26 protein-coding genes are annotated in these 24,569 nt (G+C 39.2%); 15 read left to right on the forward strand and 11 right to left on the reverse strand.

Annotated elements, in window-relative coordinates; genetic code table 11:
• The 9 genes from infB (at position 1) to CC99x_RS02955 (ending at position 9,235) form a co-directional block, all read left to right on the forward strand.
• Complete coding sequence (gene infB, locus CC99x_RS02915) at positions 1 to 2,622, forward strand: translation initiation factor IF-2 (RefSeq protein WP_057624553.1); 2,622 nt, start codon at positions 1 to 3, stop codon at positions 2,620 to 2,622.
• A gap of 41 nt (positions 2,623 to 2,663) precedes the next feature.
• Positions 2,664 to 3,056: a 30S ribosome-binding factor RbfA gene (gene rbfA / locus CC99x_RS02920; protein WP_057624552.1), complete on the forward strand. Its 393-nt coding sequence runs from the start codon at positions 2,664 to 2,666 to the stop codon at positions 3,054 to 3,056.
• A 3-nt stretch (positions 3,057 to 3,059) separates the two neighbouring features.
• Positions 3,060 to 3,977, forward strand: coding sequence for a tRNA pseudouridine(55) synthase TruB (gene truB / locus CC99x_RS02925; protein WP_057624551.1), 918 nt, complete (start codon positions 3,060 to 3,062; stop codon positions 3,975 to 3,977).
• A gap of 140 nt (positions 3,978 to 4,117) precedes the next feature.
• Positions 4,118 to 4,387 carry a 30S ribosomal protein S15 gene (gene rpsO / locus CC99x_RS02930; RefSeq protein WP_057624550.1) on the forward strand — a complete coding sequence of 90 codons (270 nt, stop codon included), beginning with the start codon at positions 4,118 to 4,120 and terminating at the stop codon, positions 4,385 to 4,387.
• A 54-nt stretch (positions 4,388 to 4,441) separates the two neighbouring features.
• Positions 4,442 to 6,559, forward strand: a complete 2,118-nt coding sequence (gene pnp / locus CC99x_RS02935) for a polyribonucleotide nucleotidyltransferase (protein ID WP_057624549.1) — start codon at positions 4,442 to 4,444, stop codon at positions 6,557 to 6,559.
• A gap of 120 nt (positions 6,560 to 6,679) precedes the next feature.
• Positions 6,680 to 6,892: a hypothetical protein gene (locus CC99x_RS02940; RefSeq protein ID WP_141651901.1), complete on the forward strand. Its 213-nt coding sequence runs from the start codon at positions 6,680 to 6,682 to the stop codon at positions 6,890 to 6,892.
• The gene (locus CC99x_RS02945; RefSeq protein ID WP_057624547.1) at positions 6,879 to 7,844 is read left to right on the forward strand and encodes an alpha/beta hydrolase; all 966 of its coding nucleotides are present in this window, start codon (positions 6,879 to 6,881) and stop codon (positions 7,842 to 7,844) included. Before CC99x_RS02940 ends, CC99x_RS02945 begins: the two co-directional genes overlap by 14 nt.
• 174 nt (positions 7,845 to 8,018) lie before the next feature.
• Positions 8,019 to 8,855 (forward strand): 2-keto-4-pentenoate hydratase, encoded by an 837-nt coding sequence (locus tag CC99x_RS02950; protein WP_057624546.1) that lies wholly within the window; start codon positions 8,019 to 8,021, stop codon positions 8,853 to 8,855.
• Positions 8,852 to 9,235, forward strand: a complete 384-nt coding sequence (locus CC99x_RS02955; RefSeq protein WP_057624545.1) for an MAPEG family protein — start codon at positions 8,852 to 8,854, stop codon at positions 9,233 to 9,235. Before CC99x_RS02950 ends, CC99x_RS02955 begins: the two co-directional genes overlap by 4 nt.
• 216 nt (positions 9,236 to 9,451) lie before the next feature.
• On the opposite strand, the gene CC99x_RS02960 is transcribed toward CC99x_RS02955, so the two are convergent.
• Positions 9,452 to 10,714, reverse strand: a complete 1,263-nt coding sequence (locus tag CC99x_RS02960; protein ID WP_057624544.1) for a 6-phosphofructokinase — start codon at positions 10,712 to 10,714, stop codon at positions 9,452 to 9,454.
• A gap of 110 nt (positions 10,715 to 10,824) precedes the next feature.
• Here CC99x_RS02960 and CC99x_RS02965 point away from each other — a divergent pair, with 110 nt between their 5' ends.
• From CC99x_RS02965 to CC99x_RS02975, 3 genes are read left to right on the forward strand one after another with little or no spacing between them, the layout of a single operon-like run.
• Positions 10,825 to 11,358, forward strand: a complete 534-nt coding sequence (locus tag CC99x_RS02965) for a hypothetical protein (RefSeq protein WP_057624543.1) — start codon at positions 10,825 to 10,827, stop codon at positions 11,356 to 11,358.
• A 22-nt stretch (positions 11,359 to 11,380) separates the two neighbouring features.
• Complete coding sequence (mpl, locus tag CC99x_RS02970) at positions 11,381 to 12,754, forward strand: UDP-N-acetylmuramate:L-alanyl-gamma-D-glutamyl-meso-diaminopimelate ligase (protein ID WP_057624542.1); 1,374 nt, start codon at positions 11,381 to 11,383, stop codon at positions 12,752 to 12,754.
• 4 nt (positions 12,755 to 12,758) lie between these two features.
• Complete coding sequence (locus CC99x_RS02975; protein ID WP_057624541.1) at positions 12,759 to 13,379, forward strand: flavin prenyltransferase UbiX; 621 nt, start codon at positions 12,759 to 12,761, stop codon at positions 13,377 to 13,379.
• A gap of 59 nt (positions 13,380 to 13,438) precedes the next feature.
• Here the strand turns inward: CC99x_RS02975 and CC99x_RS02980 are convergent, their stop codons facing one another.
• Positions 13,439 to 13,936: an HU family DNA-binding protein gene (locus CC99x_RS02980; protein WP_057624540.1), complete on the reverse strand. Its 498-nt coding sequence runs from the start codon at positions 13,934 to 13,936 to the stop codon at positions 13,439 to 13,441.
• 340 nt (positions 13,937 to 14,276) lie between these two features.
• On the opposite strand from CC99x_RS02980, the gene CC99x_RS02985 reads away from it, so the two are divergent.
• Both CC99x_RS02985 and CC99x_RS02990 read left to right on the forward strand, forming a co-directional pair.
• Positions 14,277 to 14,711: an Hsp20/alpha crystallin family protein gene (locus tag CC99x_RS02985; RefSeq protein WP_057624539.1), complete on the forward strand. Its 435-nt coding sequence runs from the start codon at positions 14,277 to 14,279 to the stop codon at positions 14,709 to 14,711.
• A gap of 227 nt (positions 14,712 to 14,938) precedes the next feature.
• Entirely contained in the window at positions 14,939 to 15,601 is a 663-nt protein-coding gene (locus tag CC99x_RS02990) for a hypothetical protein (protein WP_057624538.1), read from the forward strand.
• A gap of 548 nt (positions 15,602 to 16,149) precedes the next feature.
• Here the strand turns inward: CC99x_RS02990 and lipB are convergent.
• From lipB to mltB, 5 genes are all read right to left on the reverse strand, one after another.
• Positions 16,150 to 16,779 carry a lipoyl(octanoyl) transferase LipB gene (gene lipB / locus CC99x_RS02995; protein ID WP_057624537.1) on the reverse strand — a complete coding sequence of 210 codons (630 nt, stop codon included), beginning with the start codon at positions 16,777 to 16,779 and terminating at the stop codon, positions 16,150 to 16,152.
• A gap of 29 nt (positions 16,780 to 16,808) precedes the next feature.
• Positions 16,809 to 17,078 (reverse strand): HP0495 family protein, encoded by a 270-nt coding sequence (locus CC99x_RS03000; protein ID WP_057624536.1) that lies wholly within the window; start codon positions 17,076 to 17,078, stop codon positions 16,809 to 16,811.
• Complete coding sequence (locus tag CC99x_RS03005; protein WP_077065416.1) at positions 17,078 to 18,244, reverse strand: D-alanyl-D-alanine carboxypeptidase family protein; 1,167 nt, start codon at positions 18,242 to 18,244, stop codon at positions 17,078 to 17,080. The genes CC99x_RS03000 and CC99x_RS03005 overlap by 1 nt, the downstream gene beginning before the upstream one ends.
• Positions 18,245 to 18,435: 191 nt before the next feature.
• Complete coding sequence (locus tag CC99x_RS03010) at positions 18,436 to 19,353, reverse strand: septal ring lytic transglycosylase RlpA family protein (protein WP_057624535.1); 918 nt, start codon at positions 19,351 to 19,353, stop codon at positions 18,436 to 18,438.
• Positions 19,354 to 19,476: 123 nt separating this feature from the next.
• A complete protein-coding gene (gene mltB, locus CC99x_RS03015; RefSeq protein ID WP_057624534.1) occupies positions 19,477 to 20,532 on the reverse strand; it encodes a lytic murein transglycosylase B in 1,056 nt (351 codons plus the stop codon).
• A gap of 386 nt (positions 20,533 to 20,918) precedes the next feature.
• On the opposite strand from mltB, the gene CC99x_RS03020 reads away from it, so the two are divergent.
• Entirely contained in the window at positions 20,919 to 21,452 is a 534-nt protein-coding gene (locus CC99x_RS03020; protein ID WP_057624533.1) for a DUF2059 domain-containing protein, read from the forward strand.
• Positions 21,453 to 22,074: 622 nt separating this feature from the next.
• Here the strand turns inward: CC99x_RS03020 and rlmH are convergent.
• The 4 genes from rlmH to CC99x_RS03040 form a co-directional block, all read right to left on the reverse strand.
• Positions 22,075 to 22,545 (reverse strand): 23S rRNA (pseudouridine(1915)-N(3))-methyltransferase RlmH, encoded by a 471-nt coding sequence (gene rlmH, locus CC99x_RS03025; protein ID WP_057624532.1) that lies wholly within the window; start codon positions 22,543 to 22,545, stop codon positions 22,075 to 22,077.
• Complete coding sequence (rsfS, locus tag CC99x_RS03030; protein ID WP_057624531.1) at positions 22,545 to 22,901, reverse strand: ribosome silencing factor; 357 nt, start codon at positions 22,899 to 22,901, stop codon at positions 22,545 to 22,547. The genes rlmH and rsfS overlap by 1 nt, the downstream gene beginning before the upstream one ends.
• 155 nt (positions 22,902 to 23,056) lie before the next feature.
• Complete coding sequence (gene holA / locus CC99x_RS03035; RefSeq protein ID WP_057624530.1) at positions 23,057 to 24,085, reverse strand: DNA polymerase III subunit delta; 1,029 nt, start codon at positions 24,083 to 24,085, stop codon at positions 23,057 to 23,059.
• The gene (locus tag CC99x_RS03040) at positions 24,072 to 24,569 is read right to left on the reverse strand and encodes an LPS-assembly lipoprotein LptE (protein WP_057624529.1); all 498 of its coding nucleotides are present in this window, start codon (positions 24,567 to 24,569) and stop codon (positions 24,072 to 24,074) included. Before CC99x_RS03040 ends, holA begins: the two co-directional genes overlap by 14 nt.

A 24,569-nucleotide genomic window follows, 5' to 3' on the forward strand; every position in this document is an offset into this window, starting at 1 on the left:
ATGTCTGAAATATCTGTCGCGCAGTATGCTGAAAAATTAAAAATTTCCCCTGAGCGGTTATTAGAACAACTAATAGCCGCAGGCATTGAATGTGGGCAAGGCTTGCAACATTTAGTTACAGATGAGCAAAAGCAAAAACTACTCGAAAAGTTAAAAATGGATCATGGTGATGCAAGTACTTTGCAAAGAGGCGTCACACAGTTCACCGTCACAAGAGAACAGGTCAGCGCCTTAAGTGTGAAAAGACCAGGTTCTACTAGCGCTAAAACAGTTACCGTTGTTCGTAAAAAGCGTCGACAGTTTATTCGGCGTGCGCAACCCCTTGAAGAAGGTGGTATTCAAGAAGAAGAATTAGACGTTTCAGTTGAAGAATTACCTACAGAAGTAGCACAAGAGCTTACTGAACAAGCGGATGATGCCGTTCCTGCTATTGTTGCACAAGAAAGTGATGTGGCACTAGATGAGCCAGTTGTTGTATCGGAATCTGCTGAAAACACAGAGGCAGCAGTGGCTGCGCCTGTTGTTTCTGAAGAAACGATTACTGCCAGTGCGCTTGCTGATGTAGAAGGCGCTGTTGCTCCTGCGGATAAAGCAAAGCCTGCTGTTGAGAGCAAAGACAAGCACGATAAAAAAGACAAAAAAGACCTTAAGAAAAAGAAAGATTCTAAAGAAGAAGATTTCAAAAATGCTGCTAAAAAAGCTAAGCAGCCTGCAACCAAGCAGCAGCAGCCTGCGCCTGGTGGTAAGAAGATTCGTGACGTTTCTGTTGCCAATAGCGAAGAAGATTTTCGTGGTAGTAAGCGTCGTAAGAAAGACAAATCTAAAAAACAAGATTTACTTTCTAAGCATGGTTTTGAAAAACCAACTCAGCCGGTTATCAAGGATGTTGTCATTCCAGAAACCATTACTGTTTCTGATTTAGCCCAAAAAATGGCTGTAAAAGCTGTAGAAGTAATTAAAGTTCTCATGAAAATGGGTATCATGGCTACGATCAATCAAGTCATTGATCAAGATACTGCTGTTTTAATTTGCGAAGAGATGGGGCATAAAGCACTTCTGCAAAATATGGATACCGTTGAAGATGAGTTGAATGTTGTTCATGAAGGTGAACAGCTCAACAGAGCACCTATTGTTACCATTATGGGACATGTGGATCACGGTAAGACCTCTTTACTTGATTATATTCGTAGAACCAAAGTTGCTTCGGGTGAAGCGGGCGGTATTACGCAACATATTGGTGCTTATTCTGTAAACACAGAACGCGGCATGATTACTTTCTTAGACACCCCAGGTCACGCGGCATTCAGTGCAATGCGTGCGCGTGGTGCAAAATGTACAGACGTCGTTGTATTGGTTGTTGCAGCAGATGATGGCGTTAAGCCGCAAACCATCGAAGCTATTCAGCATGCAAAAGCTGCACGCGTTCCTATGGTTGTTGCTATCAACAAAGTTGATAAAGACGGTATTGATATGGATCGTGTTAAAACCGAACTTTCTGTTCAAGAGGTTATCTCTGAAGAGTGGGGTGGTGATTACATGTTTGTTCCGGTTTCTGCAAAAACCGGCCAGGGCGTAGAAGATTTATTAGAAGCAATTTTATTACAAGCAGAAGTACTTGAACTTACGTCGATTCAAAATTGTCCAGCCAGCGGTGTGGTCATTGAGTCTCGATTAGACAAAGGTAAAGGTTCGGTTGCAACACTGTTGGTACAAGAAGGCACTTTACGCAAAGGTGATATTATTATCGCAGGTTCTTGTTATGGACGTGTGCGCGCAATGATAGGCGATACGGGCAAAGAAATTGAATCTGCAGGTCCTTCTACTCCTGTTGAAGTAATCGGTCTTTCAGGCGCTCCGCAAGCGGGTGATGAAATGACGGTTGTCAAAGATGAACGTAAAGCAAGAGAAATCTCTCTCTTTAGACAAGGTAAATACCGCGAAACCTATCTGGCAAGACAGCAAGCTTCTAAATTAGAAGGCTTTATGGAACGCATGCAAGAAGGCGTTGTTCAACAGTTAAACATTGTTTTAAAAGCAGATGTTCAAGGTTCTGTTGAAGCCTTAGCAGAAGTTTTACAGCAATTGTCTACACCACAGGTTACTGTGAATGTTGTCTCTAAAGGTGTGGGCGGTTTAAATGAATCCGATGTGAATTTAGCAATGGCTTCAAAGGGCATTATCATTGGTTTTAACGTTCGCGCTGATAGTACTGCACGTAAAACAGCAGAAAGAGAAGGCATTTCAATTCACTACTTTAGTATTATCTATGATGTGATTGATAGCGTTAAATCTGCAATTCATGGTCTGATTGGACCTATCTTTAGAGAGCAAATTGTAGGACTTGCAATGGTAAGAGATGTGTTCCGTTCTTCTAAGTTCGGTGCTATTGCAGGTTGTATGGTCGTTGAAGGTATGATTACACGTAATTTGCCAATTCGAGTATTGAGAAATGAAATCGTTATTTATGAAGGTCAGCTCGAATCATTGAGACGTTTTAAAGAGGATGTCAAAGAAGTTCGTCACGGTACTGAATGTGGTATTGGTGTTAAGAACTACAATGATGTTAAACCCGGAGACATGATAGAAGTTTATGAAAAGGTTGAAGTTAAACCTGAAATCTAAGCGTGTTGTAAGTAGTAATTATATGATAGTTGGATTTTGTTATGGCGAGTGATTTTAGTCGTATTGATCGTATACAAGATTTTATGCAGGCCTCACTCGCAACCATTATCCAACAAGAGATCAATGATCCTAGGCTTGCTAAAATGGTGACGGTAACTGGGGTTATTGTCTCTAAAGATATGAAGCATGCTAAAGTTTACGTTACTGTATTGCCGGATGATAAAGCAAAAGAATCTGTGCGCATTTTAAATAATGCAGCAGGATTCATCCGCACAACACTTGCCAAGCGCGTAACGTTTCGTTCGCTGCCAAATCTTAGATTTTATTATGACGATACTACCATTCAAGCAAATCGCGTGGGTAAGCTACTTGATGAAGTGTACCCATTCAACGCATCTCCTGCTGAAGAAGATAACGATAATAATTCGGAGTAATGCATGAGCTCTCTTAATCAGAGTCATTCCTCTCATGGTATTTTACTGTTAGATAAACCCAGTGGTATTTCTTCAAATCAAGCTTTGTGCTTGGCTAAAAGATTCTTAGGGATTAAAAAAGCAGGTCATACAGGCAGTTTAGATCCTCTTGCCAGTGGTATGTTGCCTTTGTGTTTTGGTGAAGCCACTAAATTTGCGCGTTTTTTGTTAGAAGCAGATAAATGCTATCGCGTTGTTGCTAAATTGGGTGAACAAACAAAGACAGGTGATAGCGAAGGTGAAGTAATACAAACGCGACCTGTTCCCGTACTTACCTATACTTATATTGAATCTATGATTGCTGATTTCAGAGGTGAGATAGATCAAATTCCTTCTATGTATTCTGCATTGAAATATAAAGGCCAGCCCTTGTATAAGCTAGCGCGCGCGGGTCAGGAAGTAGAAAGGCCGTCGCGTAGAATTAACATATTTAAATTAGAGCTAGAAAGTTTTGAGCAGTCTGAAGAGCAGAGCACGCTATCTTTAGTTGTTGAATGTAGCAAAGGTACTTATATTAGAACCTTAGTTGAAGACATCGGCAAAGCGATGGGATGTGGTGCACACGTGATTGCTTTGCGCAGAGAATGGGTAGGAAGTTTTAAAGATAATTCTATGATTGCACTAAATGCAATAGAAGAAGCTGGTCTGGAAGCTAGACAATATATTTTACCGATTGAAACAGCGCTTGCGACTTATCCAGAAATAATATTGCCTGAAGCAATGGCATTTTATTTGCGCAATGGTCAAGCAGTCAGGGTTGGACAACGTAGTGAAGGTTGGATCTCTCTGAAAAACCACCTCGGTGAGTTTATGGGGGTTGGTGAATATTTAGAAGATGGGCGTGTAGCGCCTCGACGGTTGCTTCAAGTTGCAACAACTTAAGTGCTTTGCTGTCCCTTCGAAAAAGGGTATTGTCAATGAAATTCTTGTGGTAAAATCCAAGAGTATTTATTTGTATTTTAATATAAATAAAATAACTAACTAAAAAATATTTAAAATTGTGTCGTGTTTAGGAGTGGTATATGACTTTGTCAGTTCAAGCTAAGGCCCAAATTGTTGAGGGTTATCGACGATTTGATGGCGACACCGGCTCACCAGAAGTTCAGGTTGCTTTGTTGACGTCTCGAATCAATTATTTAACTGAGCATTTGAGAGACCATAAAAAAGATAAACATTCTCGTCGAGGCTTAATGAACCTTGTGGCCAGACGTAGAAAATTACTCGATTATGTGAAGCGTACGAAGCCAGAAACCTATAAGAAATTACTCGATACTTTAGGATTACGTCGCTAATCCGAGTAGCGCTTTGGCGTACATTTTTTCAACTTATTCCAAAAGGATCTTCTAGTGGCAACATGTGTTAAGACATTTCAGTACGGCCATCATATCGTTACCCTTGAAACAGGGGTGGTCGCAAGGCAAGCAACCGGGGCAGTCATGGTTAACATGGATGGCACCGTTGTTTTAGTAACAGTTGTTGGCGTTGAGGATGCAGCTGCGGGTAAGGATTTTTTTCCTTTAACGGTTAATTATCAAGAAAGGATGTATGCTGCAGGCCGCATTCCTGGGGGCTTCTTCAAACGAGAAGGACGCCCATCAGAGAGTGAAACGCTCACTTCCCGCCTTATCGACAGACCTCTTCGCCCCTTATTCCCAGATGATTTTTTCAACGAAGTACAAATTGTTGCAACTGTTATGTCTATTAATCCTGAGATTAATCCAGACATTCCCTCGTTGATTGGTGCTTCAGCAGCACTCGCGATCTCTGGAATACCGTTTAGTGGCCCTGTGGGTGGTGCAAGAGTTGGTTACATTGATGGCGAATTTGTACTGAATCCTACAAATTCACAACTAGCGAAATCTAAATTAGATTTAGTGGTTGCTGGAACGGCTGATTCCGTTTTAATGGTTGAGTCGGAAGCAAGTGAGCTTTCAGAAGAAACCATGTTAGAAGCCGTGATGTTTGGTCACGAGCAAATGCAAATTATCATTAAAGCAGTTCAAGCACTCAAAGATGCGGTGGGTAAGCCTGCTTGGGATTGGAAAGCGCCTGAGCGAGATTCTGCACTTGATGAAAAAGTAAAAGAAGTAGCTGAACAAAAGCTGACTGAAGCCTATTTAATTCCCAATAAAGAACAGCGATATCGTTTGTTGAAAGAAGTGCGTAAGTCAGTTGTTGAAGCACTGAAAGTAGAATTAGATGAGGAAGGCAAGCAGAAATATAGCGATGCTAAAATTTCTGCTGCTGTCTCTTCTCTTGAGAAGAAAATTGTTAGAAGTCGTATTTTACAAGGCGAGCCTCGTATTGATGGTAGAGATACACAAACCATCAGACAAATATCTGTTCAAACCGGCGTATTACCAAGAACGCATGGCTCAGCTTTCTTTACACGTGGTGAAACCCAGGCTGTTGTGGTTACTACATTAGGCACAAGCCGAGATGCACAAGTCATTGATAGTGCTTGTGGTGAGAAGAAAGATCCTTTCATGTTGCATTATAACTTCCCTCCATACTGTGTGGGTGAAGTAGGCATGATGGGAAGCCCTAAACGTCGTGAAATTGGTCATGGTCGTTTGGCAAAACGTGCTATTCAAGCCGTATTACCTGATTCAAAAGAATTCCCTTATGTGATGAGAGTTGTTTCTGAAATTACAGAATCAAATGGCTCAAGCTCTATGGCAAGCGTATGTGGCACAAGCTTATCATTGATGGATGCAGGTGTTCCTTTGAAAGGCGCTGTAGCTGGTATTGCGATGGGTCTTATCAAAGAGCAAGATACCTTTGCAATATTGTCTGATATTTTAGGTGATGAAGATCACTTGGGTGATATGGACTTTAAAGTAGCAGGTACAGAGAATGGTGTAACCGCTTTGCAGATGGATATTAAAATTGATGGTATTACCAGAGATATTATGTCTGTTGCTTTAGACCAAGCAAAAGCAGGCAGGTTGCATATTTTAAACATTATGAAAAATGCTATCAGTTCTCATCGTACTGAAATGTCAGAATTTGCACCTCGTATGCACACCTTAAAGATTCATCCTGACAAGATCAGAGATGTTATTGGTAAAGGTGGCGCAGTGATTCGTGCAATCATTGAAGAAACAACCGCTAATATTGATATCGAAGATGATGGTACCGTTCATATTTTAGCGAATGATTCTGCTTCTTGTGAAGAAGCTTTAAGACGTATTAAATTACTCACGATGGATGTTAAATTAAATGAGATCTATGAGGGTAAAGTAGCACGCTTAGTTGATTTTGGTGCCTTTGTAACCATATTGCCTGGTAAAGATGGTTTGTTGCATATTTCTCAGATTTCAAATGAGCGTATCAGCGACATCAGACAAGTATTGAATGAAGGACAAATGATCAAAGTGAAGGTACTTGAAATTGATCGTCAAGGTCGCATTAAACTCAGTATGAAGAATTTGGAAACTGAACTCGAAACTGCACCTTCTTGAGTCATAGAATAGCAGTAAATGGATTTAAGGCCTGATTCTTTTTTTACATTCCCTTATGAACAGAATGACTTTTTAAGTCATTTCTGTTCACTGATTTTGCCTCACCAAAAAAAATTTTATATGCGAGCACTCAGTTTATTTTATTATAAACTGAGCCTTTATTATTGGTCTTTTGACTATGTTCATTTAGAAAATGAAGGGCTTTTTGAAGAGTGGATGCTGTCATTAGATGTTGCCTACGGTGAGTGGTTAGAGGAGGATGAAGTGCAGAAATGGCTTGGTACAAATCTAATGAATATTATGCCTACCATGCAAAGATATGATCAGGCATAAAATAGCCCAAGCTAAAGGCTTTGATTTATACTATTATCCAAGTCAAAAGCTTGAACTTGACCTGCCACCCATCCTTATTACTTTTGCACTCGTGAATTCTCCCACAATCTTAGATATTAGCCCTGAGCGATCCTTTATCAATCATCTTTTAAACTTAGGCTTTAGCATTTATTTAATTGAATGGTGTGTACCAACGCATAGCGATCATTCTAAATCCTTAGATGATTATATTATGGGAGATATTCATTCTGCTGTTGAAAATGTATATGTGCGTGAAGGGAAGAAACTATTGTTAATGGGGATCTGCCAAGGCGGTTATTTTAATTTATGTTATGCCTTGCGAAGATCAGAGCGACTTTGTGGCATCATTTTATTGGTAACGCCCATTGATTTTCATGTCCCAGGTAATCGCATATATCAAATGATCAAATATATGAATTTGGATGATATTGAAAAAAGAATGATAAATGTGCCAGGTTGGTGTATTAATCAAGCAATTTTTTCAGTCAGTCCATTTTTATTTTCACTTAAAAAAATAAAATTACTAAAAGAGGTTGGCAAGGAGACTGGCTTGACCTCTGAGTCTGAACTTATAAAGAAAGTAGAAGCATGGGCTTGGGATTGTCCACCACAAGCAGGCAAGGCATTTTTTCAATTCACCAAAAACTGCATTCAAGAGAATGCATTAGTCAATCAAGGTTTGGTTATAGATGGAAAGCTATTAAAGCTTCAATCACTGCGGATACCTGTGCTGAATATTTATGCGGTTCATGATCCCATATGGCCTATGGCATGTGCTGCAGCACTTTCTCATCATATTCCTCCTTCTCTTTATCAAGGAATTAAGCATCCAGGTGGCCATATTGGCGTTATGATGGGGCGTGCAGGATTAGCTGTTTTGCCACGTAATATTTACGATTGGGCACATGCGCACTCAGAAATATGCCTATAAATCGTTATTTATTGCAATGCAAAGAAAGTTTAAGACCCATCCTCAATTAATTTCTAATTAGAATCAAATAGATAAGCTGATATGAAGGCTCTAACGTTTTGATGCTGATTTTGATAAACTACATCGTATGCATGTATATATTTGCTAACTAAATTTTGCTCGAATGAGGTGGAGATGATTGGCTATAGAGCAGTAATAGCGCTAAATTTATTTACTTTAGTGGTTAGCAATCTTTATGCTGCTGCTCCTAGTGTTGATGCAATATCTCAAGAAGTTTATCAAGCCTATCAGCAAAAAAAGCCTATGCCAAATTTATCGAAAAAGCATGAGCTAGATATGTCTTTGGCATATCAAGTACAGAAATCTTATGTGCGTTCACGTTTGCAGTCTGAGCATATTGCAGGCTTTAAAGCAGGCCTGACATCGGATGAAGCGCAATCGAGTTTTAATATTAATAGACCCATCATTGGTATTTTATTTAAAGAAGGTCAGAAGCAAGATAAAAGTGAATTTGCGATCAATGATTATAGAGGATTAATGATTGAAGCAGAATTAGGCTTCATTTTTGATAGAAAAATATCAAAAAAAGTTAACTCTGTTGATGAGCTAAAATCTTATGTGCAAAAAATTGTGCCTGTGCTTGAATTACCTGAAGTTTGCTTTGAATCTACACTTACCGAAGGGGTTGATTTAGTTGCGATCAATACAGGATCTGCTTATTTTATTCCCGGTGATAATGTCAATTGGTTAGGTCAAGACATTAATGACATAACAGTTACTTTAAGACAGGATGATCGCATTGTCCTACAAGGCCAAGGTAGAGATGCCTTGGGTGATCAGTGGGAGGCGCTGAGATGGTTGGTAAATCAAGTGATTGCACATGGTTGGGTCATTGAAAAGGGCTATTTACTTATCACAGGTGCATTAGGTGGCATGGTGGATGTGCAGCCTGGTGTTTATAAAGCCTTGTATAACAACGAAACAGCCGTTTCTTTTACGGTGAATGAATGATAATCACAAGCTTATATGCTGGGTTGTTTGCAATTTTATTGCTCTGTTTAACGCTCAATGTCGTTCGTTTGCGTCGTGAACATAAAATAGGTTTATTAGATGAGGGTAATATTGTTTTAAGAAAAGCAATTCGCATGCATGGTAATGCAACAGAAACGATCCCTATTTTACTGATACTCATGGGTTTGGCGGAATCAAATGCTGCAAGCCCATTATTGCTGCATGTCGTTGGTTCCGTTGGATTCTTTTGTCGCGTTTGGCATGCGCTTGGTATTGCAAAATCATCTGGCGTATCAAAAGGAAGGCTGTTTGGTATGCTAGGGACTTTCCTCGTGATTCTCTTTTTAGCGGTTTTTAATATCGTGTGTGCGTTGATCTAGAGCTTCTGCGCAAAAAAGCACACGTTGACTTATAGGCGATTCGCGAAGCGAATCAAAGAGCCTCTACCAATTTAGGGAGAGGCTGGCTGAAAGCCTGGTGAGGGTTAAATTAGAAATGAGTATTGCATTAGAAATTAACCCTCACCCGCCCTTGACAGGGCACCCTCTCCCAAAATTGGTAGAGGGGAGATAATGTTCGCGTTGCAAACGAAGATATTATCTAATCACAAACTCTTGCTCTAACTTCTTTTCCAGCATGGTAAAAGTAGGACGAACATAAAGTGGTAGACCATTTTGATAGGATGGATAAGATTCACCTTCAATTAATGGTGCAAGATATTCACGGCACGCTTCGGTAATACCAAAGCCATTTTCGCTAATGTATTCGGGCGGTACGGTGCGTTCAACGTTTGCAACTTTGCTAAGTTCAACACTCTCAATATGCCAACGATATGGGCTGCTAGAGTCACGCTTAATGTAAGGCATAACAGCATTTTTATTTTCAAGTGCTAATTTTACAGCTGCCTCACCTAAGGCAAAAGCATGCTCCACATCCGTATGAGAAGAAATGTGACGTGCAGCTCTTTGTAAATAATCTGCTACTGCCCAATGATATTTTAATTTGAGTTTAGATTTAATGAGATTGGCTAACATGGGGGCAACGCCACCGAGTTGCACATGACCAAATGCATCCTTAGAACCCATTTGAGCAAGGAATTGTCCATCTGCATATTTTGCACCTTCAGAGGCAACGATCACACAATAACCGTGTTGTTTAACCGCTTTATTGACTTCATCCAAAAACTTTTCTTCGTCAAAGATAACTTCGGGGAAAAGGATGATATGAGGGGCACCGCCAGAGCGTTTTTGTGCTAAAGCGCTTGCTGCCGCTATCCAGCCTGCATGTCGGCCCATCACTTCAAGGATAAATACTTTTGTCGAGCTTTCACACATGGATGCGACATCTAAACTAGCTTCTAAGGTTGAAATTGCAACATACTTAGCTACTGAGCCAAAACCTGGGCAGTTGTCTGTAAAAGGCAAATCATTATCTACGGTTTTAGGAATACCAATACAGGTGATTGGAAAGCCCATTTCTTGGCTTAATTGAGAAACTTTGTGAGCCGTATCTTGAGAATCACCACCGCCGTTGTAAAAGAAATAGCCAATATTATGAGCCTTGAAGACAGAAATAAGGCGCTCATATTCTTCGCGGTTTTCTTGAATGCCTTTGAGTTTATAACGGCAAGAACCAAAAGCGCCAGAAGGCGTGTATTTAAGGCCTGCAATGACTTCGTTGCTCAGTACTGAAGTATCAATCAACTCCTCGCGTAGCGCGCCTATGATACCATTTCGTGCGGCATAGACCTTGCCCAATTCAGACTGGTTTCTTGCAGCGCTGATCACACCTGAGGCAGTTGCATTAATAACTGCTGTTACACCACCTGATTGTGCGTATAAAATGTTCTTTTTTGGCATTTTTGAAAGATCCTTAAAATAACTGCACTAAATTGTTTCGAAGGGTACAATGTTTGCGATAAAATTGCCAGAGTCAGTATTTGTTTGTTAACTTAGATATCGGGTAATGAATGCTTAATCAACTATTTCAAGCGATGATTGTTTATACGCGCCTATGTTTTTTTAAAGACTCACCGGCTTCATTGCCCTATTCCCATCTGCAATTGATGTTGGTAATGGGCATTTGCTTGTTTATGAGAGTTATTGCTTTTGGCACAACCCTCAAGATTGACTGGACAGATAAAATAATAACGAGCATGGCATCTTTAATTTTACTTGCGGTTTTTATTTATGCCTTACTTGCATTCAATAAGAAACCAGATAGATTCCATAAACTTTTGTCAGCTATGTTGGGTGTAGAGATTATTGTGTCGTTAATTATATATCCGTTGGGATTAATATTGCCAAACAACCAAGTGCCTGCGCCTCTTGTTGCAATAATTATGTTATGGATCTTATCTATTAAAGGGAACATTTTTAGAAAAGGCTTAGAGTTTAAATTTAGTAGTAGTGTGTTGATAGCCTTTGCTATGGAATGTTTTTCTTACATTCCTCAGAGCTTAATTGTATTTTCCTTAGTTGCAGCTCAAGCGCCTGTCAAATAAAACAAAATAAAGGAGTAATTTTATGCATATTCATATTTTAGGAATTTGTGGCACATTTATGGGCGGCATTGCACAAATTGCAAAAGAATTAGGCCATGAGGTTTCAGGTTCCGATCAGAATGTTTATCCTCCCATGAGTACACAATTAGAAGAGATGGGTATTCATTTAAAATCAGGCTATATTGCAGCCAACCTCACTCCGAGACCTGATGAAGTGATCATCGGCAATGCATTGTCACGAGGTAACTCAGCTGTAGAATATATTTTAAATGAGGGTATTGCCTATGACTCTGGCCCTGCATGGCTCAAAGAGAATGTGCTTGCAAACCGCCATGTCATTGCTATTTCAGGGACGCATGGCAAAACCACGACTTCAAGTATGGTGGCTTGGATATTAGAATGTGCAGGCTTGAATCCTGGCTTTTTGATTGGTGGGGTACCGGAAAATTTTGGTGTGTCCGCAAGATTGGGGCAAGCACCTTATTTTGTCATTGAAGCAGACGAATACGATACTGCATTTTTTGATAAGCGTTCTAAATTTGTACATTACAATCCACAAACATGTATCATCAATAACATAGAATATGATCATGCAGATATTTTTGATGATTTGGCGGCAATTAAAAAACAATTTCATCATTTGATTCGAATTGTCCCACAAAAAGGTACTGTGATTTATCCTGAAAATGATAAAAATGCTCAATCTGTATTAGAAATGGGATGTTGGAGCCAAACGACTTGTTTTGCTTTGGATACAGGTAATGATTGGTCAGTAAAGTTAGAGAAGCGTGATGGATCAGCTTTTTCTATTTATCATCAGGGTATCTTACAAGGTACGGTTCATTGGAATTTGCTAGGTGAGCATAATGCACAAAATGCATTAGCGGCAGTGATAGCAGCATCTACAGCAGGCGTTAAGATTGCAACGGCCTGCAAAGCACTTGAATCCTTTAAATCCGTTAAAAGACGGCTAGAAAAGAAAGGGAGTGTGAATGGGGTTACTATTTATGATGATTTTGCACATCATCCAACAGCGATCCATGAAACCCTAAAAGCACTCAGGAATCATATTGGTCAGGCTCCCTTGGTAGCTGTTTTAGATTTGCGCTCAAACACAATGAAAATGGGTGTACATCGTAATAGTTTGGTGCAGTCTTTATCGATCGCAGATCAGATTTGGATATATCGTTCTCCTGATATCGAGTGGCCTGTTGAGGAGGTTTTTGCTTCTTTGGGCAAAAAAGTCAATATTTTGAATAAGACAGATGATATTATTCAGAGTATCGTTCAGCAAACGCAGCAAGATATGCATGTGTGTGTTATGAGCAATGGTGGATTTGATAACTTGCATATGCGCTTATTAACAGCGCTTAATGATAGTCGTACGGTAGCTTGAAGATATGGTTCAAAATGAAGTGACATTGGCTTTTTCGGGTGCAAGCGGGGCTATATATGGCTGGAAATTATTAGAAAAACTAGTAGCAGCCAAGCGTAAAGTTTCAATTGTGATGTCGCCAGCTGGGGCAATGGTTTTTAAAGATGAAGTCGATAAAGACTTGCCAGGCAGCACTATTAGAATGACAGAATATATTGTCAAAAAGCTAGATGTTGCTTCTGAGTTTATCAAAGTCTACGGCAAAGATGACTGGTATTCTCCTTTAGCCAGTGGTAGTGGTGCCCCCAGTCAAATGGTTGTATGCCCTTGTAGCGCCGGATGTTTATCAGCCATTGCTTTGGGTGCAAGCAATAATTTATTGGAGCGAGCTGCTGATGTTGTTTTGAAAGAGAGAGGGCAGCTGATCTTGCTGTTAAGAGAAATGCCACTTTCTTCCATTCATTTGCAACATATGCTTAGCTTATCTCAGATGGGGACGGTTATCATGCCTGCAAGCCCAGGATTTTATTTGAATCCTAAAAAAATTGAGGATTTGGTGGATTTTGTCGTTGCGCGTATCCTAGATCAGCTGCATATTACGCATGACTTAACGCCTAAATGGGGTGTAGAACTGAGTAAGGTTTAAAGCATACTCAAAAAAAAAAGCAGACAAATGTCTGCTTTTTTATGCTTACTAACAAAAATCTATGCTTCTTCAATAATAGATTTTAGTGTTTTCAGTGCTGTAACTTTAACTGACTTTCTAGCTGGCTTTGCTGGAATTTGAATTTCTTCGCCAGTGAATGGATTTCTGCCTACGCGTGCTTTTGTTGCTTTCTTCATAACACGGCGTACTTTAATGCCTAACTCAGGAATGGTGAGTTCACCAGAGCCTTTAGGTTTAACGTGGCGTTCAATCACATTTCTAATCGCAGCAAAGACTGCTTTAACGTCTTTACGACTTACTTGAGTCATTTCAACGATTTCGTTGTAAATTTCTGATTTAGATTGTTTGTCAGAGATTGCTTTATGAGGAAATTGAGTTCCTGCGATTGCCTTTGCAAGTGTTTTGGGGCGAGCTAGAGAGGCTTTTTTAGCTGGGCTACTTGCAGCTTTAGCGGATGTCGCTTTTGCTGTTTTAGACTTGGTTGTTTTAGTAGCTTTTGCAGCTTGTGCTTTCGTTGTTGTTTTTCTAGCGGCCATCGAATTTTCCTTTTGGATTGTTAAACTGAAGTTAAGTTACCATACAGAGTTTTAAAAATAAATAGACAAAAACGCTTCATATTTAGCTTTTATCAGTCTGCCTATATTTAAGCGTTGATGTAAAGCGATGTAGTTGGAGCCTGACTCAGTCGTTGAGAGCTGAATGTGCCACAAAGGGTTAGGTAAGGGTATACACTAAAGTACGCTCTCTACAAAACTGTGTATATAGACAGAATTGCTGAACATCATTTTTTTCTGCTCCTTGTCTTGAAAATAAATATTGTCTCCTCATTATAAATAACAGAGACCAAGCAAAAATGAAATCTTACTGGAGGTGTATATGAGTTTTATTCGTCACCAACCTAATTATTGGGTACATGATTTTGAAAAAGAATTATTACCTTTTTTATCGAGCTGTTTTAGCCCAGATCAAAATATAAGTGCTCAAAATTGGTCACCCCGTGTTGATGTAAAAGAAGATAAAAATCAGTATCTTGTTTATGTTGATTTACCTGGCGTTGATCCTAAGGATATCGATATTGAAATGGATGGTCATACCTTGACGATTAAAGGTGAGCGTAAGATAGAACGAGAAGAAAAGAAAGATAATTATTATCGACTTGAGCGTGCTTCTGGTAAGTTTTGCAGACAATTTAGTTTGCCAGAAACAGTGGACAGTAATGGTATTCAAGCCAAAGCTGTACAAGGTGTTTTAACAGTTATATTACCTAAGCTGAGTGAGCAGAAAACGCGTAAAATAACAATTGAAAGTTAGAATTTTTCTATTTGCATCGTCATGATGCTCTCTCTTAGCATCGAGGGACAATGCTTGTCTCTCGATGTTTTTTTTATTGAAATATTTCAATCTACAGGTTCCTTACTTCAATAAGTGATTATTATTACAGGACATTTTAACTTTTCCCGCTACATTATTTACATATTGCTGAACTTCTCTCTTCATACGGTGTCCTACTCACAGAGTATGTAGTTAAGGATAGGTGTATGTCATACAAAATAGATAAAATTTTTCAAGTGTTCATGCAAGCACAAAAAAAAATTATAAAGTTTACAATCATGATAGCTACGCTTGTATCATTGTCATTTCCTGCATATGCAATTTCAATTCGCTTGTACGATGAATTAAAAGCTGCGCGTGATGAGGTTGTATTAACACCCAATGAACACACTGAAAGTATGAAGAAAGCTTTAGCCGTCTTGGTGGGATGTCAACTTGATGAGCTATGCACAATGATGGTGATGAAACACATGTCAACAAATGAGGATAATCTGCTCTATATTCACTTTTATAATCGACTTCTCAAAAAGAGAGATAATATCTTATATGACAATTTGCATTGTCAGGATGATGCGCTGAATCAGATGAGAAAGGTGATGGCGAGTTGTTTAATTAGTTTGAATAAAAGATTAACTGAGCCGAGCGATCCTGATCTTCAAATCAAAGCAGATAATACATTGCAAGCATGTGAGCGCAGTCGACTTGGAAAATTAGCCAAAGACAAGAATGTCTTTGCACAAGCAAAAATGATGGAGTATGAACTGGGTAGACAAAATACAAAAGGCATTGAGTATTGGTATGAGCAAATGACACTTTTGTATCCAACACGGCAGTATCATGTGTATAGCCAGTGCTCTAATAAGTTTTAATATAGTCTTCGTACATGAATTTTACCCACAAGGGGCACAATGTAAGGGGTGTTGTCTTCGCCTTCTCGCAATCCTCATGTACTTCAATGTACATTCCGGTTGCTCGAGGCTTGACGCCTACCTTAAAACTCATGTGCTGTGACTATATAGTCTTCGTACATGAATTTTACCCGCAAGGGGCACAATGTAAGGGGGGGGCTTCTCGCTTTCAATCTTAATCTGGATGATAGGATTTGTCGTTGCGAGCAAAAGGCGCAGGAAAAAGGTGAAATAAGGGATACACTATAACGTCTTTTGCGCGGCAATCCATCTTGAAGTCTCTCTTACCACGCGTTCCATTAAAGATCTTGAATGGATTGCTTCGCTTTAGCCGTGATATTTTTGTGTTTTTTCAATGAATTATAGACGGCTTTCGCTCGCAATGACGAACCTTTATTTGTTGAGAGGATTCAGCTCGCAATTCTCATGTATTTTTACATACATTCGCTTGTTTGAAGTTTGATGTCTACTACCCTAAAGTCATCTGTGAAGGGTATGGTCTTAGAATGTTAAGATTGCTGTCTTTGTTTATGCCAGTCTTGAATAATGCTTAAAATATCTGTTTGAACTTGTGTAAGACTAATGTCGGGTCTATAAGCTGCAATTTGAGTCATCTCTAAATTTTTAAAGCCACAGGGATTAATACGAGAAAAAGGCTCTAGATCCATAGCGACGTTTAAGCTAATGCCATGATAACAAGCCCCTTTTTTAATACGCAGTCCTAAGGAGGCAATCTTTTTATTCTCAACATAAATACCAGGTGCGCCCGGTATACAATGTGCTGCGATACTGTATTCTGCTAGTAAAGATATAACAAAAGATTCTAGCAGGCACACGAGGCTTTTCACTGTTAGACCCAAACGCTTTACATCCCATAAAACATAAATCATCAACTGCCCAGGGCCGTGATAGGTGACTTGACCCCCTCTATCACTTTGTGTGATTTCAATAGCACCAGGATTGAGAATATGCTCTTGCTTACCAGCCTGACCTTGAGTAAAGACAGGCAAGTGTTCAAGTAGCCATAATTGATCTTGAGTATCTGCTAAGCGATTGATAGTAAAATCTTTCATCTGCTGGAAAATCGTCGTATAAGGCTGAGCGGATTGAAAAATTTTAGTTTGGAGATGTATATCCATAGGGCTTAGAGAGGATGTTGTTAGCATTTTTATAAAACAAAGAGTACGAGTGGATTGTGACTTAAGTCTTGATAAGCAGCATCTAGTTGTTCTTGAGAACTTGCTTGCACAGTAACCGTGAGCGATAAATACTTAGCATTTTTACTACTATTAAATCGTATTGCGCCTTCCCCCAAAAGAGGGAAGTGTTTACGAATAATCGCAACCACTTCCCCTTCAAATTCTACTTTAGACTCACCAATGATTTTAAAGATGAATTCGCATGGGAAAGAAAGTGGGGTTGAATTTCCCCCCTGCATTAGGCTTCACTTTCCTTAGATTTTAATACTTTATGGAATCCAAGGCTGACATAGTCTTGAATACGCATCCATAAAGAACCTTTGTCTACCCCTTCAAGTGCGATAAGAGGTTGTTCAGCCACAAGGTTATCACCAATGTTGACGGTGAGTTTGCCTTGTAGAGCGCCTTTGACAATAGGTGCTTGCAGATTTTTATCGACATGAATTTTTGCATCGATGTCTTTGTATGTACCTTGTGGGATAGTGATATAGAGATCTTCTGTTAAACCGAGAGCAACATTCTTTTTCGTTCCCATCCAGATACGTGAACTTTCAATAGGCTTTTGCGCTTCAAAGAGACGATGTGTTTCATAGAATCTAAAGCCGTAGCGTAGTAGTTGTTGGCTATATTGATTGCGGGTATTGTCATTTTCTGCACCAACAACAATAGAAATGAGGCGCATACCATCTTTAAGAGCAGAAGCTGCTAAGCAAAATCCTGCAGTGGAAGAGTGGCCTGTTTTAATACCATCTACAGTAGGTTCGCTCCAGAGTAAGCGGTTGCGGTTTGGTTGTCTAATGCCGTTAAAGGTAAACCATTTTTCAGAATATACTTTATAGCTATCAGGAAAATCACGTACCAACGCTTGAGAGAGAATGCTTAAATCTTTTGCTGTGGTGTAATGATTGGGATCAGGAATGCCTGTGGCATTTGTGAAATGCGTATTTTTCATTCCCAGTTTGACAGCCTGTTGATTCATTAATTCTGCAAATGCTTCTTCTGTACCTGCAACGTATTCTGCTAATGCAACAGAAGCGTCGTTGCCAGATTGAATGATGACACCTTTTAATAAGTCATCTACTTTAATTTTTTTACCCGTCTCAACGAACATGCGTGAGCCTTCTGTGCGCCATGCTTTATCAGATACGGCAATTTCTTGATCAAGCGAGAGACGACCACTTTCAAGTTCTGCGTCAACAATATAAACAGTCATCATTTTGGTTAAACTGGCTGGGTCGATCCGTTTTTCAGAATCTTTTTCTGCTAAGACTTTGTTACTATGATAGTCAACCAAAATATATGATTGAACGTTCATGTCAGGCGCACTTGGAACAGAAAATGCAAAGACAAGTGGCGAAAATAAAGCTAAATAAAAGCCTTTCAAGTATCTTGAGAATTTATTCATGTTAGTTACCCTGCATATTATTCTGAAAAGAAATTGCCTTTAGATAGTCTAACATATTCATCTAATAAAATGAGCGTAGCGAATGATTTTTCCTCTACCAATTTTGGGAGAGGAAAAATCATTCGCTTTGCGAACGAAGAAAAAGACAGTACTTATTAACGCCAGACTCAATCATTGTGAGCGATGCGCTTTTATTCAAAGACAAGCTTAGATAAAGATAATTGTGCTAATTCATTTTTTACATTTTCAGCCAGTTCTAAATCAACGATAGGCCCAACTCTTACTTTATACAAAGGAGAGTTTGTAATTGGTGATAACACAGAAATCATCACTTGTTCCCATTTGTTAGTGATTTGATTTGCTTGAGCCGCTAGTTTATCTGCATTCTCTTTGCTCTTAAAGGCACCAAGCTGAATATAAACAGGCTTTTGAGCACCAGAGCTTGAAGAAGATGCTGAGGCGACAGCGGTTGTTGTTTTAGAAGGTGTTGAAGATGCTGCGGCAGTACTTATAGCCGTAGTGCTTGCTTTATTTGTTGCCGAGGATGCGACAGTAGAAGAAGATTTCTTATAGAAGCTATGTGCGTCAATGGCTGTTACTTGCACCATTGCAGTACCACTGTCATATACGCCCAATTTTTTAGCGGCCGCATAAGAGAGATCTAAAATTCTATCATCGGCAAATGGTCCTCTATCGTTGATCTTAACGATAATTTCTTTGCCATTTTTTAGATTTTTTACCTTTGCATAGGTGGGTATAGGTAAGGTTTTATGTGCGGCTGTCATTGCAAACATATCATAAGGCTCGCCGCTTGATGTCCTTTTGCCATGAAACTTACGTCCATACCAGGAAGCGATGCCTTTTGCTTGGTAGTCCTTATTTGAAGCCATGACGTGATACTTTTGACCAAATACCTCGTAAGAGCGAGGGTTACCATATTTACTAAAAGGCTCAACTTTGGGACGTGCATCTGGGATCTTTGATACGTCTCTTTCAACCAATGGAGGACCATCTACTTGGTAGGGATCATGCTTTTTAGGGAAAAGTGTACAGCCGCTAAGAAATGCCGAACAAAATAATAGTGCACCAATCCATTTTCCTTTTGCCATCGGTTTTCATTCCCAATAAAGATTAAAGGTAACTGCTCAGACTGTATTAAGGAAGGCTCCTTTCAAGCCAAACTGACTCAAAAGAAGCTTCCCTGTAGGGTTTATAGGAGACAAAAAGCTACATTAACTTGCTTTAGCAGCAGCCTTTGTCGCCATTCCCCTTTCTTTATTATAGGCGGATTTAATGTTTTGGCTTAGTTCATAAACTGCCATAGCATATAGGGAGCTGTGATTATATCGAGTGATGACATAAAAATTTTCAAGCCCTAACCAATGTTCCAAACCATTTTCACCTTCCATAGAAACCAATGCGAATTTTTCACCTTTCAATGAGGTGTTTACATTCATGCCTGCGCCTAGACCAAGACCAACACCCGCACCTGCAATTTCATTATAAGAATAGGTAGGTTTAGGTGCTCTAAGATTGGTTATAAGTGACTTGAACTGCTCACCTTTTACCGCTGCAGGAAAAATGATGGGTTGATTCTTTTTCCAGCCGTGGACTTTAAAATAATTCGCAACGCTACCAATGCTGTCTTCAGAGCTGTTTAATAAATCGCGACGTCCTGTTTTGTTGAAATCTACCGCATAACGACGGTAGCTGCTAGAAATAAATTGTGGTTTACCCATTGCACCAGCATAAGAGCCTTTGATAGTCATAGGATCCCATTTTTCTTCTCGTGTGAGTAATAAAAATTCTTCTAATTCACTTAGAAAGAACTTAGAGCGAGGAGGGTAGTCAAATCCTAAGGTCACTAAGGCATCAATCACGCGATGTCCACCAGCATGTTTTCCATAAAATGTTTCAACGCCCAAAATAGCAACAATGACTTCTTCTGGAACGCCATACTCTGCGCTTGCTTTTTTTAATGTATCTTGGTGTTCTTTCCAAAATGCGACGCCAGATTCAATTCGGCTGGGAGTAATGAAAATTTTCTTGTATTTAAACCAAGGTAAACCTTCGGCAGGCTTAGAGATAGAGTCAATAATTTTTTGATTAATGCTTGCTTGATTAAGCCATTGGGTCAGCTGTTTTCTATCAAACTGATGCTTATCTACCATTTGTTGAATAAATTGTTGTACATCTTTACGTTCGCTTAAAAGACGCTCTGCAGCAAAAGCTGTATTTAAGAGCATAACTGCAGCTAAGCAGAAAACTGCTATTAAAATTCGTTTCATAGTTACTAACCTATCTATATTGCTGTGTAAGTTTGAATGACCTCAATTATAGAGATTTTTAGATATAACAAAAACATTTAGTATAAGGAAATAGATTAATGGTGAAAAAAAGAGTGCATTAAAGATTGTTAACTATCTATAAACGAAAGCTGGCAGAATCAAGGTTTATTTTTCTCTTCATAGACACCTATAAGCTAAGGGTTATAAATTAAACTTGAATTGATGCATTGATTTTGTAACAGTGACAATAAGAAGTCGTGCCTTGGTCAAGGCTGTAAATTATTTTAGTTTATGAATTACTTATTTTTATATTATAAACTAAAGTAAGAAACCCAAATAATAAATTTAACCCATTATATTTTTATTACTTTTTATAGAGAGAGGATATGAAAAAAGCTTTCACATCAATGCAGCAGTATTGTTCTTATTTGTTGATCATATTACTGTGCGGATTTACTTTACCCACCTTAGCTGCTGCTATTTCTGACCCACAAGCTCCATCACCATTATATGTAAAAGTGATGAAAAATTGGGCTACAACGACTAATTTTGCGGAAAATGCCTCACAAGTAGCCGTAGATAAATTTGAACGTGATTTGAAAAAAGATCCTCAGCTTGCCAACTATGTCAGTAAGCCTTTGCTCTTGGATTTGAAGCAGTTCTTTTATGAATTGTTTAATTCTCAAGAGACAATGCTGGCATTAGCAAGCGCTTATTCAGAATATTATTCTATTGATGAGTTACAAGAGTTGGTTAAATTTTACGAAACGCCACTTGGGAAAAAATTAATTAGCACGCATCCTGCACTTTCTTTGAAAACTCAAGCCATTGGCGATCAAATGTTAAAAAATAAAGAAAAAGATTATATTGAGATTGTTGCTAAATATATTGCTAAGAATGCGCGTTCACAATCAGAGTAATATTTGTTTGTTATTGGTTTAGCAGAATCTTCAAGCATAAATCTTTTTTACGCTACTCATCTTTAACCCTCACCTGGCTTTGCCATCCTCTCCCAAAATTGGGAGAGGCGCTATGATTCGCGTTCGCGAATTGCTTTGATCTTGGGACGACACAACGGTCGTCCCCTACAAGCGAGGTATCCTTCAAAATTTTTTTTCATAATCGATCAGTTATAGTCCTATAGAAAAATACATTCATTGCGTAGAGTAAGACTCACAGTAGATCTATGTAAGGGACGACCCTGAGCAATCCTCACGAATTAAGAATTTGTCGTTGCGAGCAAAAGACGCAGGAAAAAGGTGAAATAAGAGATAAACTATCACGTCTTTTGCGTGGCAATCTATCATGAAATCTTTCTTACTGTGCTCTTCTAAAGATTTCATGATAGATTGCTTCGCTTTAGCCGTGATGTTTTTGTGCTCTTTCAATCAATGATAGGCGGCTTCCACTCGCAATGACGAACATTTATTCGTGAGGAACACTCAGGGGGACGACCGTTGTGTCGTCCCGAAAATCAATCTCACAAGGGCAAAAATTTGTGTTTCTCTGTGATTATTTTATGGACGATGATTGCTGTTTGCACTACTCTCGGTGATAGGGATGGTTATTGAGTATTGAATAAGCACGATACAATTGTTCGACGAGTATGATTTTAACAAAACGATGCGGAAAGGTTAGATCAGACAACGACCAGAGTGCATTTGCTCTTTGATAGCAGCTATCATGCAGTCCTGCTGGTCCGCCAATAATAAAGGTTAATTTTGAATGATGTACTAGCCATTTATTGAGCTGCTGAGCAAGTAGCATGCTGCTAAAGTGCTTACCTTTTTCATCTAAAGCAATCACATAAGCATCTTTAGGAATATGGTGTAAAATTGCATCTGCTTCTTCTTTCTTGGCAGCTGGGATGTTATTTGATTTGTGATTACTGCTGATGGAGATATCTGTCAACACCACCTTTGAAAAGTGTTGCAGATTTTTCAAGCATTCATCAAGTGCTAATTCACACCAGCGAGGTGGTTTTTGACCCACGCTGATTATCTGAAGTGGCATTATGCTAATGCCACTTCTTCATCTTGGTCTTGATAGACTGGTGCCCATAATTTTTCGAGGTTATAAAAGTCTCGGGTTCGTTGTTGCATAATATGAACAATCACATCACCCAAATCTACTAATACCCACTCGTCGTCTTTATCGCCCTCAATGCCACCAGGGCATACCATGCGACCTTTCATATGGGTTATTAAATTTTCGGCAATAGAGCGCACATGACGGCTTGAGTTGCCAGTTGCAATAACCATATAGTCGGCTAGGGGGGTGATTTTTCTAACGTCGATAGGACGTACATTAACAGCTTTGAGGTCAGAGAGATCGTTTAATGTGCAATGTAACAGGTCTTCAGTTCGCATATTTACCCTTTATGTGTTGGTGTTTACTAGACATAACAGGATTAATGCATATCCTCCATTTTTTCTATACCCTTACTTATAATATAAACCTAAATTTCCGATCTGCAAAGTTTCTAGAGAAATAATTCGCAACAATCAAGCAATTGAGCTTAAGTTTATAGGGCTGGGGGTGTAGGCCGTGTAAAATATAGGCAAAATGTTAGGCAATCCTGCCAGCCTTGGTCGGCTTGAAAGGATTTTAGCTTTATATCCAGTTTGTGTAGTTGATTAATTAAGTATATTCCTGTCGATTTCGTAAGTATTCTTTGGTTTTTATGTATTAAACCTTGAAAAGTATTTGTTTTCGGTAGTACCGGAAACCCATAGAGACCACTGTTTGCAAAATGATGTGCAAATAGAGCGCTGGTTAGCTGATGCAGTCCCCAGATAACCAAAGGCAATGGCATTTTAGTTGCTTCAAAGTTCTCAATGATTTGATAAGTTTTCTCCGTATTATTTTCTAAAATAGCCGTATAAAGATCATTGAGGGTATATCGGGATTGCTGATTAATGGCAGCAAGTAACTCGTTTTCCGTTATCGACTGATTTTTTTGTATTTTACCCTCGTCTGAAAGTAGTAAGAGCTTTTCAAGCGCTTGTACTCCCGCTAAAGCATGGCCTTCTGTAATTTGAGTCAATGTGGTAAGCGCGCCTGAGCTTAGAAGTATACCTCTTTTTATTGCCTGTTGGCTTAAATATTGCTTATATTGCACAAGACTCAATGGCCAATGGGGTACAACAATACCATGCTGAAGGAAATGTTGATACCAGGCTTCTTTTTGTTGGGGCGTGGGTATCTTATCAAATTGCATCAGAAGGTAATAAGTCTCTGGTAGCTTGCCAAGGAGTGTGCCCAGTATTTTACGTTCTTCAGGCTTGAGGCTGACATCCACCAAGCAAATAATCAGCTTTTTCTGGCAAAACAAACTGGCTGTATTGCTTACATCCATCAGTAATTGTAGTGCTTTTTCTTTGTTTTCAAAGGTTATCAGTTCTTTTTCTGTAACATCGTTCTTGTCAAATAAGTGAGCCGTAATGGTCTTTCTACTTTCTTCTATAAGCAGTGACTCACTACCACATAATAGATAATATTGCGGTGTGTGCGATGCCAAATGTTGCTCAAGTGCCAGATTAGATATTTGCATTGTTTGTAAGCTGCGATAATTTTACAGATAACTGATGAAAAAGCTCTTCTTGCATTTCTTTTAGGATCATGGTGTTCTCGGCAGCATCGCCGAGCGATTGCTGGCTATTAAGCTGCCGTTCTCTGGTTGTTTTAATTTCAAAAGTGTATGACTGTGACTGTGGTGTAGTGAATTCTGCTGTGAAAGCATAAAACATACGCTGTCTTCGTAATTGTCCTTCGCCATCATAGACTAAAGGTTGTATTTCTAGAGTTGGGCAATGGACAGTCAATGCAGGTCTAGATGCTCGATATTTACTTTTGACGCGTATTTTTTGAGAAGTAAAATACGAATGCAAAGCATTTTGTATTTGTGTACAACCTGACATTTGGAGCTGTATTTCTTTAAATGGCAAGGGCTGTGGCTTCTTTAAATGAAAGCCACAGCCACTGATAATGACGACAGAAAATGCACTCAAAAAACAAACAATACGACTGCTTATCAT

This window comes from Candidatus Berkiella cookevillensis, from assembly GCF_001431315.2.
Lineage (GTDB): Bacteria > Pseudomonadota > Gammaproteobacteria > Berkiellales > Berkiellaceae > Berkiella_A > Berkiella_A cookevillensis.